This window comes from Nocardia coffeae (genome assembly GCF_019890715.1).
GTDB lineage: Bacteria > Actinomycetota > Actinomycetes > Mycobacteriales > Mycobacteriaceae > Nocardia > Nocardia jiangxiensis.
This window is the reverse complement of the sequence record NZ_JAINZY010000001.1, coordinates 620,794-637,127: the sequence shown is the minus strand read 5'-3', so window position 1 is coordinate 637,127 and position 16,334 is coordinate 620,794. Positions and strand designations below refer to the sequence as shown.

At 67.9% G+C, this 16,334-nt stretch carries 8 protein-coding genes, 1 tRNA gene and 1 pseudogene; 6 read left to right on the top strand and 4 right to left on the bottom strand.

All coding sequences use genetic code 11. The features are described from left to right. Positions 1-277: 277 nt before the first annotated feature. Positions 278-742, top strand: a pseudogene (locus K7711_RS49615) (recombinase family protein); the annotation flags it as partial. A gap of 929 nt (positions 743-1,671) precedes the next feature. Here K7711_RS49615 and K7711_RS02590 read toward each other — a convergent pair. Then, positions 1,672-1,744 (bottom strand) — tRNA-Arg (locus K7711_RS02590). Positions 1,745-1,842: 98 nt separating this feature from the next. Then, complete coding sequence (locus tag K7711_RS02585; protein ID WP_222964469.1) at positions 1,843-3,321, bottom strand: flavin-containing monooxygenase; 1,479 nt, start codon at positions 3,319-3,321, stop codon at positions 1,843-1,845. 519 nt (positions 3,322-3,840) lie between these two features. On the opposite strand from K7711_RS02585, the gene K7711_RS02580 reads away from it, so the two are divergent. Both K7711_RS02580 and K7711_RS02575 read left to right on the top strand, forming a co-directional pair. Further along, positions 3,841-5,475 (top strand): long-chain fatty acid--CoA ligase, encoded by a 1,635-nt coding sequence (locus K7711_RS02580; protein WP_222964467.1) that lies wholly within the window; start codon positions 3,841-3,843, stop codon positions 5,473-5,475. Between the two features lie 12 nt (positions 5,476-5,487). Beyond that, positions 5,488-7,107 carry an acyl-CoA synthetase gene (locus tag K7711_RS02575; protein ID WP_222964465.1) on the top strand — a complete coding sequence of 540 codons (1,620 nt, stop codon included), beginning with the start codon at positions 5,488-5,490 and terminating at the stop codon, positions 7,105-7,107. A gap of 78 nt (positions 7,108-7,185) precedes the next feature. Here the strand turns inward: K7711_RS02575 and K7711_RS02570 are convergent, their stop codons facing one another. Both K7711_RS02570 and K7711_RS02565 read right to left on the bottom strand, forming a co-directional pair. Then, on the bottom strand, positions 7,186-7,578 hold the full coding sequence (locus K7711_RS02570) for an SCO5389 family protein (protein ID WP_222964463.1): 393 nt from the start codon (positions 7,576-7,578) through the stop codon (positions 7,186-7,188). Between the two features lie 58 nt (positions 7,579-7,636). Continuing rightward, positions 7,637-8,680, bottom strand: a complete 1,044-nt coding sequence (locus tag K7711_RS02565) for a nitronate monooxygenase (RefSeq protein ID WP_222964461.1) — start codon at positions 8,678-8,680, stop codon at positions 7,637-7,639. A 265-nt stretch (positions 8,681-8,945) separates the two neighbouring features. On the opposite strand from K7711_RS02565, the gene K7711_RS02560 reads away from it, so the two are divergent. From K7711_RS02560 to K7711_RS02550, 3 genes are all read left to right on the top strand, one after another. Then, positions 8,946-9,746 carry a M23 family metallopeptidase gene (locus K7711_RS02560; RefSeq protein ID WP_308014421.1) on the top strand — a complete coding sequence of 267 codons (801 nt, stop codon included), beginning with the start codon at positions 8,946-8,948 and terminating at the stop codon, positions 9,744-9,746. Next, on the top strand, positions 9,728-10,777 hold the full coding sequence (locus tag K7711_RS02555) for a helix-turn-helix transcriptional regulator (protein ID WP_308014419.1): 1,050 nt from the start codon (positions 9,728-9,730) through the stop codon (positions 10,775-10,777). Before K7711_RS02560 ends, K7711_RS02555 begins: the two co-directional genes overlap by 19 nt. Before the next feature lie 320 nt (positions 10,778-11,097). After that, positions 11,098-16,215, top strand: a complete 5,118-nt coding sequence (locus K7711_RS02550; protein WP_235746525.1) for an AMP-binding protein — start codon at positions 11,098-11,100, stop codon at positions 16,213-16,215. The last annotated feature ends 119 nt before the right edge of the window (positions 16,216-16,334 follow it).

Genomic DNA, 16,334 nt, shown 5'->3' with positions numbered 1-16,334 from the left:
AGATCTGGACCAGCGTGGCCTGGGTCATGCGCACGAGGCGTTCGACATCCCGATCCCCCGTGACGGGGGCTTGGCCGATCTGCTGGCCGAGGCCCGGCACCCGAACCGGCGGTTCGAGGCGGTCGTGGTCGAGGAGATCGAACGCGCCGCGCGGTGGACGCATCAGTCCACCCAGCTCGAACACGAGCTGGAAACCGTAGGCGTGCCGCTGTTCGCCGCCGACGAAGGACCGATCGCGCTGACCGAGAAACGGGCCACGCAGATCCTGGTCCGGCGAATGAAACAGGGTGTGGGCGAATGGTTTCTGCGTCACACCCTCGAACAGTCCTGGGAAGGATTCCGCGAACACGCCAAACAGGGCTGGAACATCGGCAAAGCCTGCCACGGCTACCTCAACGACCACGTCCCGCACCCGGTCGCAGCCAAACGCGAAGAAGGCCGCACCAAGTCCCGGCTGGTCGTTGACCCCGAGCGTTCCCCGGCAGTGGTGCGGATCTATCAATGGCGTCACGACGAACGCCTCGCCTACAAGGTGATCGCGCAACGGTTGAACGCGGATCTGGACCGCTACCCGCCACCCCGCCCCAATGGCGGTACGCGGGCAAAAGGATGCTGGGCGGTGTCGTCGGTGCGGGAGATCCTGATCAACCCGAAATACACCGGGTTCATGGTGTGGAACCGGCGAGCCACCAAGAAAGGCGGACGGCTCAATCCCCCCGAGAAATGGGTCTGGTCCGCCGAACCGACCCACGAGCCGCTGATCAGCCGGGAGATGTGGACAGCGGTGCAGGAGATCGCCGCCGCCCGGCAAGGATCGCGGATGAGCGGCAAGAACTCCCACCCGGCCACGCGCCGGACCTACGTGCTGCGGTACTACGTGCACCACGGGCAGTGCGCGAAACGGATGTTCGGCAAAACCCGCAAAGGCTTGGCGTACTACACCTGCCAGCCCCAACTCGACCGTGTCGGTGACCCCAGCTCCTACGCCGACCACCCCCGCGCGGTGTACGTGCGCGAAGACAGGCTGCTCGACTGCGTGGAAACCTTCTTCAACGAGCGCGTGTTCGGCCGCGACCGCACCACGCTGCTGCGCCATCAACTCCGGGGCCACGACTCCAGCGATCGCCACGACATCGAGCAGCGGATCGCCGCGATCGAGAAGACGATCACCGATATCACCCGCCGCCAGAACAACCTGCTCGACGAACGCGAAACCCGCACCATCTCCGATGGCGACGAGATCGCCGATGCCTGGGCCGAACGCGTACGCCGCCGCTTCGCCGATCTCGAACACGACCGCCGCACCAAACAAACCGAACTCGACACCCTGCGCGAGCGGGCCGCGCGTGAACAACCCCACCAGCCCGACCTGATCGAGCACCTACCCACTCTCACACTGCAACTCACCAACGCCCCCGATGCGCTGCAACGCGACCTATACGCCGCGTTCGGCATCAAAATCGTCTACGACCACGACACCCGGCACGTCACCATCCACGCCACCCTGACCACCGAAACCCTGCCCGGCATCACCCAAGCCACCACCGCGATCGCAACCCACGACAACGGCACCACACCCCCAGAACCGACACCCGAACCCCCGACCCCACGCCCGACCACCAGCCAGCGCAACACCACCACACAAGCGACAACAGTTGCCCATGTTTTACGTGCCCCCGGCAGGATTCGAACCTGCGGCCTACCCTTTAGGAGAGGGTTGCTCTATCCCCTGAGCTACGGAGGCTGGCCGGTATCGGTGTTGGTACCGGGCCCGCGCGAGTTTACCCAATGCGGGCGATCGTGTGGGATTTCGGGTCGGGTGTCGGGGGTGGTATGGGTGGGTCAGGGGTGCGGGGGTGTGGGGGCGGTGGATTCTTCGTAGTCGGTGGGGGTGAATTTTCTTGTCTTCCAACGGAAGAGGACGGTGGCGCCGGGCCAGTTGTTGGTGATGCGGCCCGAGGCGTTGCGGTACCAGCTGGAGCAGAAGTTCCAGGGGGTGTCCTTCAGGCGGCGCTGGAGCCAGTCGTCCCAGGACCGTTCGGTGGCGGGGCGGGCCGAGAGGTAGCGGCCGGGGCGGGGGGACAGGTACTGGACGATCTGGCGGATGTAGCGGGCCTGGGATTCGAGCATGTAGATGATCGAGCCTGCGCCGACGTTGGTGTTCGGGCCGTACATCAGGAACAGGTTCGGGAAGTCCGGGACCGACATGCCCAGGTAGGCGCGGGCGCCCTCGGGGGCCCAGACGTCGGCGAGCTTGCGTCCGGCGCGGCCGTAGATGTTCATGGGGGCGAGGAATTCGGTGCCCTTGAATCCGGTGCCGTAGACGATGACGTCCACCTCGTGCTCGACGCCGTCGGCGGTGCGGATGCCGGTCGGGGTGACCGCCTCGATGGCGGTGGTCTCCACGGTGACGTTCGGCTGGCTCAGCGCCGGGAAGTACTCGTTGGAGAACAGGCCGCGCTTACAGCCGGCGGCGTAGTCGGGGGTGAGCTTGCGACGCAGTTCCGGATCCGGGATCTGCTGTTCGCGATGCCGATCCGCGATGCCGACCACCGGCCCCTTGATGCCGGGGATATCGGTCAGTGCGAGCGCCATCACCTCGAAGAACAGCCAGATCGCGAACCGCTCGGCCCATCGGCTCGGCGGGAACCGGTTGAACAGTGCGTGATGGAACGCGGTGTACTCGGTGTCGAATTTCGGCAGCACCCAGGCGGCCGAACGCTGGAACAGCGTCAGGTGCGCGGCCTGCGGCTGGATCGCCGGAATGTATTGGATCGCACTGGCTCCCGTGCCGATGCAGGCGATCCGCTTACCGGTCAGGTCGACGCTGTGATCCCATTCGGCGGAGTGGAACGCGGCCCCGGTGAAGGTGTCGATGCCCGGGATGTTGGGCAGCGCCGGACGGGACAGCTGGCCGACCGCGGGGATCAGCACGTCTGCGGTGAGGGTGCTGCCGTCCGCGGTGCGGACCTGCCAGATGCCTTGCCGCTCATCGAATTCCGCATCCGTCACCTCGGTGCCGAACCGGATCTTCTCGGGCAGACGGTACTTGTCCGCCACCGAACGCATATACGTGTGGATATCGGCCTGCTGCGAAAAGCGTCGCGGCCAATCGGATTTCGGCTCGAACGACCACGAGTACAGCGGTGAGGGCACATCGCAGGCGGCGTTGGGATAGGTGTTCTCCCGCCACACCCCGCCGAGGTCGGCGGCCTTCTCCAGGATCGTGAAATTCTCCAGGCCGTTGCGCTTCAGCTCGAGCGCCATGCCGAGCCCGGCGAATCCGGCTCCGATGATGAGGATGGACGGCGTGCGGGTCATACCCAGAGATTATGTGGTCGGACCGGGTTTTCTAGGGGAACGCCGGACATCGGATCAATATTTTCGGCCAACCTGGCGGGGTCGGATGCCGTCGGTTCACCCGGGCGCTCGGCGGTCGGCCCGGATGCTCGTGGGTGTGGATGGGCTGTCTTCGCTACTGGTCGAGCGGGCAGTGGGGCGACTCTGTGCGAGGCATGGTGCGCGCTGACGCCGTGCGGCGGATGCGCCTCGGCGATCTATCCGGTCGAGTAGGTTTGCGCGGTGGTCGCTGGTCGGGCAGGGCCTTGCTGAGCTGCGGATTGCTAAATCCTGCGGTGCGATTCGGGTCTCGTCGTCGCGATTCGGCTGCGGCCGAGTCCGGGCGAGTCGCGGAGTTGATCATGATCCGGGTATTTACCCTGCTCCCGGGGCATGTTGCAGGTTGGTCTGGCTTCAGTCGACTCAATAACGATGACGCGCGGTATCAGCTATCCTCGCGGCAGGTGTGACCTCGTTCACGGGTGAAGGAGTGGCGTTCGGATGTTGAGCACGATGCAGGACGAGCAGCTGTCGCTGGCTACGCTGTTGCGGTACGCGCAGAGTTTCCACGGCGATGCGACGATCTCGACGTGGACGGGTGACGGTGTTCGCACCATCACCTATCGGGAGATGGGCGCCGAAGCGGCGCGGCTGGCCAATGCCCTGCGCGCGCTGGGGATCGGCGAGGGTGACCGGGTCGCCACCTTCATGTGGAACAACACCGAGCACATGGTCGTCTACGCGGCCGTCCCGGCGATGGGTGCGGTCCTGCACGCGCTGAACATCCGGTTGTTCCCCGAACAGCTGGTCTACGTGGCCAATCACGCCGAGGATCAGGTGGTGGTCGTCGACGGTTCGCTGCTGCCGATGTTCGCGAAGTACCTGCCGCAGCTGCGCACGGTCCGGCACGTCCTCGTCGCCAACGGCGATCCGGCCGAACTCGCCGCGCCCGCCGGGGTCCAGGTGCACTCCTACGCCGAACTTCTTGCCGCACAACCGGATACCTACGACTATCCGGTTCTGGACGAACATGCCCCCTCCGGGATGTGCTACACCTCCGGCACCACCGGGGATCCCAAGGGCGTGGTCTACTCGCACCGGTCCAACTGGCTGCACGCCATGCAGGTGATCTCGCCGAACAGCATGGGATTCAGCGATCAGGACACCGTGCTGGCCATCGTGCCGCTGTTCCACGCCAACGCCTGGGGTATGCCCTATGCGGCGATGATGACCGGAGCCAGCCTGCTGATGCCCGACCGGTTCCTGCAGCCGGGCCCGTTGCTGGAGATGATGGCCCAGGTCCGGCCGACCTTCGCCGCCGCCGTGCCGACCATCTGGGGTGGCGTGCTGGCCGCCCTCGAGGCTCATCCGCAGGACATCTCGCACCTGCGCACCTGCGCGGTCGGCGGTTCGGCGCTGCCCCCATCGATGATGCGTGCGTTCCAGGACAAGTACGGCGTGAAGCTGTTGCACGCCTGGGGAATGACCGAGACCTCGCCGCTGGGCAGTATCGCGCACGCGCCGAAAGGTGCGGTAGGCGATGAGGAATGGGCCTATCGTGCCACCCAGGGCCGCTTCCCCGCCTCGGTGCAGGCGCGGATCGTCGGCGACGACGGCAGCGTCCTGCCGAACGACGGAAAGTCGGTGGGCGAGTTGGAGGTTCGCGGTCCGTGGATCGCCGGATCGTACTATTCGCCCGATGGCGCCGAGGTGGACGCGAGCAAGTTCGACGACGGCTGGCTGCGCACCGGCGACGTCGGGCACATCAGCCCGAACGGCTATCTGACCCTCGTGGACCGCTCCAAGGATGTGATCAAGTCCGGCGGCGAGTGGATCTCCTCGGTGGATCTGGAGAACGCGATGATGGGTCATCCGGCGGTCGCGGAGGCCTCGGTGATCGGCGTCCCCGACGAGAAGTGGGACGAGCGCCCGCTGGTGGCGATCGTGCTGAAGGAGGGCGTCACCGTCGAGGCGGCCGAGTTGCAGGGCTATCTGGTCGACAAGTTCGCCAAATGGCAGCTGCCCGAGCACTGGACGTTCATCGATGAGATTCCCAAGACCAGCGTCGGCAAGTTCGACAAGAAACGCCTGCGTGCGCGGTACGCTGACGGGGATCTGAAAGTTGTTACGCTGTAGGGGATTCCGACAATGACGCTGGGGTTGGTCCGCTCCCTGGGGGTGCGGGCATGGACCGAGCTGGAATATCTGCGGTTGTGTGTGGCCAGCGGCGTGATCGGGATCGACGCACCCGCCACGCTGCTGTCCGCGGGTAGCGCGCTGCTCAAGTACGGCGTGCTGCCTGCGGCGCTGAGCCTTTCGGCGGCGCGCTACGGCGATCGGACTGCGGTGATCGACGAGCTGGGTGCGCTGAGCTATCGCGAGCTGGAGGACCGGTCGAACCGGCTGGCCAACCAGTGGCGGATCCGCGGATTGCGCGGTGGTGAAGGCGTGGCCGTGCTGACGCGCAATCATCGCGGAATGCTGGACGCGGTCTTCGCCGCCGCCAAGTGCGGTGCGCGAATCATCCTGCTGAACACCGACTTCGGTGGACCGCAGCTGCGCTACGTCGCTCGTCGCGAGGGCGTGGATCTGCTGGTGTACGACGAGGAGTACGAATCGCTGCTGGGTTCGCTGAGCCCGCGTCGCGGGGCGTATCGCGCGTGGTCCGATATGCGCGATGCCAGCGATCTCGAATCGCTCATCGCCGCGGGATCGCCCGACGCGCCGCCCGCGCCGGGTACGAATTCGACCATCGTCCTGCTGACCAGCGGCACCACCGGCACGCCCAAGGGAGCGCCGCGTCCGGAACCGCGTTCGCTCGAACCGCTGGGCGCGATCCTGAGCCGGGTGCCCTTCCGCACCCGCGAGGTCACCGAATGTCCTGCGCCGCTGTTCCATACGCTCGGTTTCGCGATGGCGATGCTGGCCATCGGGTTCGGGTCGACGCTGGTGATCCGGCGACGTTTCGATGCGAACCAGGTGCTCGAAAGCATGGCCCGGCACCGGGCGACCACGCTGATCGCGGTGCCGGTGATGCTGGCCCGGCTGACCGAACTGGATCCCGCGTCGTTCGCGCGCAAGGATCTGTCCGCGTTGCGGATCGTCTTCGTCGCGGGCTCACAGCTCGGCGCGGACCTGTGCCTGCGAGCGACGGCGATCTTCGGGCCGGTCGTCTACAACCTGTACGGATCCACCGAGGTCGCCTACGCGACCGTCGCCACGCCGCGAGATCTGGCGATCGAACCCGGTTGCGTGGGTAAACCGGTGCTCGGCGCGGTGGTGAAGATCCTGGACGAGACCGGGCGAGAACTCGCGCGCGGGGAGACCGGACGCATCTTCGTCGGCAATGCCATCCAGTTCCAGGGCTACACCGGCGGTGGCGGCAAGGAATGCGTGCGCGGGTTGATGTCCTCCGGCGATGTGGGCCACTTCGATTCCGCGGGAAGGCTTTTCATCGACGGGCGGGACGACGACATGATCGTCTCCGGCGGTGAGAACGTCTTCCCCGCCGAGGTGGAGGAACTCCTCAACGCGCACAGCGCCATTCGCGAGGCCGCGGTCATCGGCGTACCCGACGACACGTTCGGCGCCCGGCTGAAGGCGTTCGTGGTGACCGGCGAGGACGCGCAACTCACCGAGGACGAGGTGAAATCCCATGTGCGGGCGAGCCTGGCCCGCTACAAGGTCCCCCGCGAGGTGGTGTTCCTCGCCGAGTTGCCACGCAACCCCACCGGTAAGGTCCTCAAGCGAGTTCTACAGGAGCTCTAGGGTTTTCGTGCGCGCAGGTGCCTGCGCGGAGAGCCGGTGCGGGCGGAAGGGATCGCCCGCACCGGAATCCGATCCGGATCAGCAGTTGCGGAGCTCGGGGCTCTGGTTCAACAGCTGGGCGCGGGTAGAGATGAAGGTGGTGTAGGTGTCGCCGCCGACCGCCGAGATCGGGAAGGCCGCGACGCGGTGGCAGTTCTGGAAGGCGATTTTGATGCCGAAGTGCCGCTCGAGACCGCCGCGGATGGAGTCGGACGCCATGGCGCGCAACAGCTGGCCGCGCGCCGCCTCATCCGGTGGCGGGGTGCGGTTGTCGGCGTATTCTGCTGTGCCGGACCGCAGTTCGGCCGCGACGCGACTGACCACCTCGTAGGCGTAGGGCAGTGAGTTGCGGACGCAGTCGACGAATTCATCGTCGGAGACTTCACCACGTTCGGCGCGCTCGAGCAGTGCGGTTGGTACGTCGAGTGACATGACGCTCTCCTCCTGGTAGGGCGGATGATGCGCCTACGAGTCTAAACGAAAAACGTTGTCAATAACACTGGATTCTCCGTGAAAGTGCTTTTTCCAGAGCTGCTTTCGCCTCCTCGGACAGTCGGCGCACCAGCTCACCGGCCGGTTCCCGACCGGTCAGGGCGTGGGCCTGACCTGCCCAGAGGTTCACCGCATCGGCATCGCCGCAGGCGCGGGCCGCGGCGCGCAGTGGCCCGGTGGCGTAATGGATTTCGGGATAGGCGACCGGTGCCTCGGGGTGGTCGAGCATGAACCGGTTGCGCAGTCCGCGCGCACGGCGGCCGGTGAACGCGCGGGTCAGCATCGTCGGAATATCCAGTGCCAGCGCGTCGCGATGCACCTGAGCGGTCCCGGCCTCCGGGCAGTCGAGGAAGGCGGTCCCCAGTTGGGCGGCGGCCGCACCGGCCGCGAGTGCCGCGGCCACGCCCGCGCCGGTGGCGATGCCGCCCGCGGCCACGACGGGCAGATCCACGGCGGCGGTGAGCAATTGGACCAGCGCCAGGATGGTGAGCGGGTCGGTCGGGTCGTCCTCGGCGCGATCGGCGAAGGTGCCGCGATGTCCGCCAGCTTCGGCTCCCTGCGCCACCAGCACGTCCGCCCCGACCTCGCGGGCGATGCGGGCCTCGGCGACCGAGGTGACCGTCACCCAGATCTCGGATCCGGCCGCGTGCAGGCGTTCGATCTCCTGCGCCGAGGGGCAGCCGAAGGTGAACGAGACCGCCGGAACCGGTTCGGCGGTGAGCAGATCCAGTTTCGCGGCCCAGTCGTCGGCGTCGAACTTGGGCTCGCCGAGGGAGAAGGCGCGGCCGAGTTCGTCCAGATATCGGGCGTACCGGTCGGCGGGGGTCGGAGTGCCGGGCACGAAGAGGTTCACCCCGAACGGTCCGCCGTCCAGGGCGCGGGTGGCGGCGATCCGTTCGGCGGTGGCCGGGGCCGTGAGATATCCGGCGGCCAGGAAGCCCAGGCCGCCCGCGCGCGATACCTCCGCGGTCAATTCGGGAGTGGACGGCCCACCGGCCATCGGAGCCAGCACGATCGGGGTTCGGAGCTCGTCGATGATCACTCTCACAGTGTGGCCCGACAATGCCGCGAGATGCTCGTGATCCCACTCTCACCTGCGTTTATTCCGAGAAAGGTTGCGAAAAGGTCACGACGGAGTACAGTTTCCGTCACACCGATGCCGAATCGTTACCGAATTGCAGGTTTCGACTTCCGGAAGCGTTCCGGCATTCCACAACCGAAGTGAATCGACGCTAGGACGAACCTTGCCGCAGCACCGGGAGACATCCAGTTCCGTATCGGTCAGGGACCTGCTCGCAGATGGCGTCGTGAGCCGTTCGGCCCGGCACCGGGCCGAACCGCGCCACGATCGGATGCGGCTGGCCGCGGGCACCGCCGTCGCGACCGGCGCGCTGATCGGCGTCACCGCCCAGTTCGCCCAGGCCGCCCCGCTGCCGGGCGTGCACACCGCCAACAGCGCCGACACCATCGCGCTCAAACCCGCTGTCGCGCAGGCCGCACCGGCCGCCGAGGCGCACACGGGCGTTCCGCTGGAGGCCGCGGCCCCCACCCCGGCGGCCGCGCCGGTCGCCGCGCCCGCCCCCGTGGCCGCGCCGTTCGGGCTGCAGAATCTGCCTCCCGAGGTCGCCGGGCCGCTGTCGCAGGCCGAACAGGTGATCAAGAACCTTCAGCAGCAGGCCGCGCCGCAGACCCAGGCGCAGGCCGTTCGCCCGGTCTCCGGTCAGCTCACCTCCGGATACGGTTCCCGCTGGGGCGCATTCCATTACGGCGTCGACTTCGCCGATCCGATCGGCGCGCCGATCTCCTCGGTGGAGAACGGCACGGTGATCCAGGCCGGTCCCGCCTCGGGATTCGGCCTGTGGGTGCGGGTCCGGCAGGACGATGGGACCACCGCCGTCTACGGCCACGTCAACCAGATCCTCGTGCACGAGGGCCAGCGGGTGAACGCGGGCCAGACCATCGCGACCGTCGGCAACCGCGGCGATTCCACCGGCCCGCATCTGCATCTCGAGATCTGGGATCCGGCCGGCCACAAGATCGACCCGGCACCGTACCTGGCCGCCAAAGGGGTTGTATTACAGGCGCAGTCGTGGGGATCGGGACAGTAGCGGTGGGCGCCGCGGGCCGCACGCGGCCACGGCTCGCCGTCATCGGGGGCGGTCAGACCGACGTGCACGAGCTGTTCGACACCGGTTCCCTCTACGGGCGCACCTACGCCACGCTGGTCCAGCATCCCCGGGCCACGCTCGCCGAACTGGGTGCGCATCTGGAATGTCCGCTGGAACTGGTCCAGGCCGCGCTCGACCGATTGTGCGAGGTGCAGGCCGTGGTCCGGATCGACGCCGGGGGCCGCACCGTCTGGGATGCGCACGCACCCGAGGCGTTGTCCGAGGCCGAGGCGCGTCGCCGTCAGCAGGACACGGCCCGGATGCATGCCGCCGCGGCGCGGCTGGGCGAGACCTTCCGGTCGGTGCGGCGGACGGGGCGCGGTGACGGTGTCATCGTGCCGATGTACGAAACCCGGGAGATCATCGCGGAATTCGAGGATCTGCATCGCGGTGCGCGCAAGAACGTGCGGCTGATCGAACGCGGTCCGTACGTCTGCGACGCGGAACGTTCCGAGCGGCTGTTCGAGCTGAAGTCCGCGCGGCTGGCCGCCGGTGTGCGCTATCAGCTGCTGTATCAGGACACCATCTATCAGGATCCGGATCGGTTGCGGCACGCGCTGGCCGTCACCGCCGCCGGGGCGCAGGCGCGCACGCTGCCCGATCCGCCGCTGAAGGTGATCGTCGCGGACGGCGAGCGGGCCACGATCGTGCTGCACAACGACGAGCGGCGCGGCGATCCGATGGGCCTGCGGATCGGTCCCTCGCCGACCCTGGACCTGATGATGCGCACGTTCGACGTGCTCTGGTCGTTGTCGGCGCCGATCTCGGTGAATCCGAGCGAGCCCCTGGACGAGCGTGATCGCGCGATTCTGACCCTGATGGGACTGGGCGCCACCGACGACACCATCGCCCGCAGGCTGGGCATGTCCCGGCGCACGGTGGTGCGGCGCACCGCGAGCCTGCTCGAGCGGCTCGGTGCCAGTACCCGGTTCCAGGCGGGCGTGCAGGCGATCCGCCGCGGTTGGTTGTGAGGTACCTTCCGCAGTTCGCGGCCCGTCTCGCCGGTCGGACGCGTGGCGGGTGCGAGGAACGAGTGCCCGACACGGGGCCGAGCGGTGGGACTCAGAGGGCCGCGAACAGCCGCAGCGCAGCGGAGGCAATCAAAACACAGCGGTAACACCGAGATCCGTAGCCGTATATGCTTTCTCGGACCGTGCGAGTGGGGTCCGACCTTGGTTCGGCGGTGCGGACCTGGCCGACCGCGAGAGGTGACAGCGCTCGAATGCATACAGCTCGTCGTACTGCACGGGGAAATCGTCGTCGACGTTCCGGTAATCCCCTCTTCGGGCAATTGCTCACCGCGGCAGTGGAATCGGCTGCCGATGCGGTGGCGATCCGGGCGCACTCGAGCGGTGATCCGGCCGGTGCGCGTGAGCTGAGCTATCGGGAGTTCGACGAGGCGTCCTCGCGGCTGGCGCGCGAGTTGATCGCGCGCGACATCGGGCCCGGCGACGTGGTGGCCGTGGGGATGGACCGTTCGATCGAATCGGTGCTGTCGGTCTGGGCGATCGCGAAGGCCGGTGCGGCCTGCGCGCCGGTGGATCCGGCCGGTCCGCCCGAACGCATCGCGCGCATTCTCGCCGAATCCGGTGCGGCACTTGGTTTGACGACCACCGGATACCGCGCGGACCTCGGCGACGGCATGGAGTGGCTCGAACTCGACGAGGCGCGCACCGGCGAACGCATCGCCGCGCGCGCCGCGCATCCGATCTCCTACACCGACCGGGTGCGCCTGCTCACCGAGCAGCATCCGGCCTACCTCGTGCACCCCGCCGACTCGACCGGGGGCGTCGTGGTCACCCACACCGGTCTGGCCACCGTGGTCAACGCGATGCGCGAGCAGCTCGGCGTCGACGGGGAATCCCACGTGCTGCATCTGAGCGCACCGGATGCCGACCTGGCCATGCTGGAACTGCTGCTGACCTTCTCCACCGGGGCGATGCTGATCGTCGCCCCGCCGGAGGCGTCCGGCGATCGGCTCGCGGATCTCCTGCGGCACGAGCGGATCACGCATCTGCTGATCACTCCGGAGACGCCCGGGCCGGTGAACCCGTCGGACCTGGCGGACCTCGAGGCCGTCGCGGTGGTCGGTGACCTGTTCGATCCGGAGCAGATCGACCGATGGGTACGCGACGGGTGCGCGGTCCACACCGCGTACGGACTTCCCGAGGCGACGATTCTGGATACCGTCAGCGGCGTCCGCCGGCCGGGCGAGATCGCGACGATCGGTGCGCCGATCGCGGGAATCGGTGCGTTCGTGCTGGATTCGAGATTGCGCCCGGTGCCCGCGGGCATCGTGGGCGAGTTGTATCTGTCCGGACCGATACTCGCGCAGGGGTATTCGGGCCGCCCCGGGACGACCGCCGCACGGTTCGTGGCCAGCCCGTTCGGCGCCGAGACCGGACAGCCCGGCCTGCGATTGTGCCGGACCGGGGATCTGGTGCGGCGCAACGACTCCGACGGTTCCATCGAATTCGTCTCGCGGATGCCCGAGCCCACCTCCGCGATGCGCGGGCCCGTCCCGTCCGCACTGCTGGAGCAGGCCGTCGCGGAGACCTTCGCCGCACTGCTGATCAGCGCCGACGCCGAGCCGCGCCGGATCGAGGCGACCGACGACTTCTTCGCGCTGGGTGGCGATCCCGCACTGGCCGCTGTGGCCGTGGCGCGGATCGGCGCCGCGCTGGGGCTGTGGGTTCCGGCCCGGTTCGTCTTCGAGGCGTCCACGGTGCGAGGTCTGGCCGAACGCATCGGGCGGCACGTGGATTCGGTGTCCGCGCGAGAGCTGCGGCCGATGCCGCGTCCGGAGCGGATTCCGCTGTCCTATGTTCAGCAGCGGATATGGTCACGCAACCGGTTCGATCCGGCGAGCGCGACCGACAACATTCCGGTGGCGATGCGGGTGGGCGGCCGGTTGGACATCGAGGCGCTGCGCGCCGCGGTCCGGGATCTGGTGGTGCGGCACGAGGTACTGCGCACCGTATTTCCCGAATTCCGCGGCGCGGGTTATCAGCTCGTGTTGCCGACCGCCGATCCCCGTGCGACACCGGACGTTCCGGTCGTCCGAGCGGCGGAGAACGAACTGCTCGGGCTGGTATCCGAATTCGTCGGTACCGGTTTCGACGTGACCGGCGAACCGCCGGTTCGACTACGGGTGCTCACCGCGGGCGAGACCGACCACGTCCTGGTGTGCGTCCTGCATCGCATTGCGGGAGACGGGTTTTCGACCGGCCCGCTGACCCGGGACCTGATGACCGCCTACCGGGACCGCGCCCGGGGTGAGCAGCCGCAGTGGTCGCCGCTCGAGGTGCAGTACGCCGATTACGCGCTCTGGCAGCGCGAGGTGCTCGGCGCGGAGGACGATCCGGATTCGATTCCGGCACAACAGATCGAGTTCTGGCGCGGGGAACTGGCCGGGCTGCACGAGCAGGCCGAGCTGCCGTCGGATCAGCCGCGTCCGGCGATCGCCTCCCAGCGGGGCGCGACGCTGGAGTTCGAGATCGACGCCCGGGTGCACGCCGTGCTGAACCGGGTGGCGCACGAGCACGGCGCGACGCTGTTCACGGTCCTGCACGCGATGCTGGCGATCCTGCTGGCGCGCTTGTCCGGCACCCGCGACATCGCGATCGCCGCGCCGGTCACCGGACGCGGTGCGGTGGCATTGGACGAGCTGATCGGCGTATTCGCCAACACCCTGGTGCTGCGCGCGAGTATCGATCCGGGTATCGGATTCGGCGATCTGCTGACCGCGGTGCGTGATACGGACCTCGCGGCGCTCGCCAACGCCGACGTGCCGTTCGAGCAATTGGCCGAGGAGCTGGATCCGGTGCGGTCCGCGGCCCGGCATCCGCTGTGCCAGGTCGCGCTGACCTTGCGGAATACCGCCAGGACCCGTCCGGAACTGCCGGATCTGACCGTCGACGATATCGAATTCGACACCGCGCGAGCCGAATTCGATCTGCAACTGACCATGACCGAACGCCTGGACGACCACGGCGTCGCGCAGGGGATGACGGCCCGGTTCACCTATGCCACGGATCTTTTCGACGACGCGACCGTCCGTGATTTCGCACATCGTTTCGGCCGGGTGATCGACGCCGTCACCGCCGACGACCGGGTGATCGCCGGTGATATCGACGTCCTGCTGCCCGGTGAGCGCGAACTCGTACTGCGCGAATGGAATACGGCTGGCACTCCGGCGCCGCCGGTGACGCTGGTGGATCTGATCACCGACCGGGCGAACGAGCGACCCGGCGCGATCGCGATCCGGTCCGGTGACGCCGCACTCGGTTTCGGGGAGCTGATGCGGCAGGCGAATCGGGTGGCGCGGGCGTTGATCCAACGCGGTGCGGGACCGGAATCGCTGGTGGCCGTGGCGGTCGAGCCGAATGTCGAACTGCCGGTGGCGCTGCTGGGCGTACTGCTGTCCGGGGCGGGATACGTTGCCGTCGATCCGGACCGGGACGAGCAGCCCACGACCGTGGGCGCTGTCCCGAACTCGCTCGAGTTCGTCCTCGCCGACACCGCGCCGGTGTGCCTGCTGACCACCGCCGACGTGCGAAAGCGACTGCCGCGCTGCGAAACTGCCGTCGTTCTGCTCGACGATGCCGAGACCTTCTCCGACGCCCCGGTGACCGACGCCGATCGGATCTCCCCGCTGCGGCCGGAGAATACGGCCTACCTGATGTACTCCTCGGGTATCCCCGGCCGATCCCGGCCCGTGACCATCACCCATCGCAATGTGATCGAGCTGTTCGCCGCTGCCCGGCCGCTGTTCGATGTGGTCGAGACCGACGTGTGGGCGCTGTGTCATTCGTACGCGGTCGATCTGTCGGTGTGGGAGCTGTGGTGTGCGCTGGGGACCGGCGCGGCGGTCGTGGTGGTCGATCGGCCGACGTCGCTGTCGCCGGAGACGTTCCGGGAGTTGCTGATTCGTGAGCAGGTGACGGTGCTGCAGCAGACGCCGCCGGAGTTCGACGGGCTGGTCGAGGCGGATCGGGCCGCGAGCAGCAGCGAAACCGGATCTGCCAGGCTCGCGTTGCGCTATGTGGTGTTGGCCGGGGAACAGGTGGATCCGCAGTCGATCCGGCGCTGGTACGAGCGGCACATCTCGGACGCGCCCCAGCTGGTGATCATGTACGGACGCACCGAGACCACGGTGCACGCGTCGTTCCTGGCGGTGGACGAGCATTTGGCGGACGATCCGGTGAACGCGATCGGGCGCGCGCTGCCGGGACTGGCCTGTTTCGTGCTGGACGAACGGCTGCATCCGGCGCCGATGGGTGTTGCCGCGGAGATGTATCTCACCGGTGGGCAGCTTGCTCGCGGCCATGCGGGGCGTGCGGGTTCGACCGCGACGCGGTTCGTGGCGAATCCGTTCGGGGAGCCGGGCTCTCGGATGTATCGCACTGGGGATGCCGGGCGCTGGATCGGTTTCGGCGGTGAGGCCGTACTCGAGTACGCCGGGCGCAGAGAGCAGATCCGGGCGGATACGCAGGACGTGCCGGTCCGGTCGGTTGCCGAGAATCCGCTCGGCGAAGCCGAATCAGGATATGTCGCAACGGAAGCCGCGCTTGCGGACGGTCGCACGATGAGTGCCGCCGGGCCCGCGCTGTCCCAGGCGCTGGCCGCGATCGTCGAGAGCGATCCGGACGGGCCCGCGCTGGTGTCCGGTGCCGACGAGATGTCCTTCGCCGAACTCGACGCGCGATCCTCACGGCTCGCGCGGGTGCTGATCGACCGCGACTGCGGTCCCGGCGCCGGGGTCGCGGTCCGGTTCGATCGCGGGATCGATGCGGTGGTGGCCGTGTGGGCGGTGCTGAAAGTGGGCGCGGCCGTGGTCTTCACGGCGGACGGCGGGCCGGAGTCGCAGGTGGCGGTCGGGTTGGCCGCCGTGCCGGTGTGGGATTCTCGGATCGACTGGCTGGTTCTCGCCGACCCCGACGTCGCCGCCGAGATCGAGAGTCGATCCGCCCGTCCGGTGACCTACGCCGACCGCACTCGCGCACTGCGCGGCGCCGATCCGGCGTTCGTCCGCGCGGACACCGTTCTGGGTTACGACGAATTGGCCGCGGCGGTCGAGCGATTGCGTTCGGGCACCGAATTGGATATCGAATCGCGCACCTTTCATCAGGGTGCTGCGCAGTCCCCGGCGGCATTGCTGGAAATCGTGGCGGCGGGTGTCGCGGGGGCCGCATTGGTGCTGCCGGAAAACGGAGACGGCGCGGTCGACGCCGCAGTGCTGGCCGAGGAATGGGTGACGCACCTGTTCAGCGATCCGGCCGGGCTCGCATCGCTGGATCCGGAACCGCTGGCGGATTTGCGAGCTGTCATCGTGGACAATGGCCCGGTACCGGTCGGAGGCTACGGCGTCGCCGAGATGTTCATGGTGCTCGACGAGTTGATCCGGTGAATTCCGGCCCACCAGGTGACCATCGGGGCTCCGTACTCCACAATGGTCTGGTTCCGCGGGCGGCTACCCTCCGCCACGGAATATCCGCACGATGGTGATATCGGCCGCTGTCGTGTTCG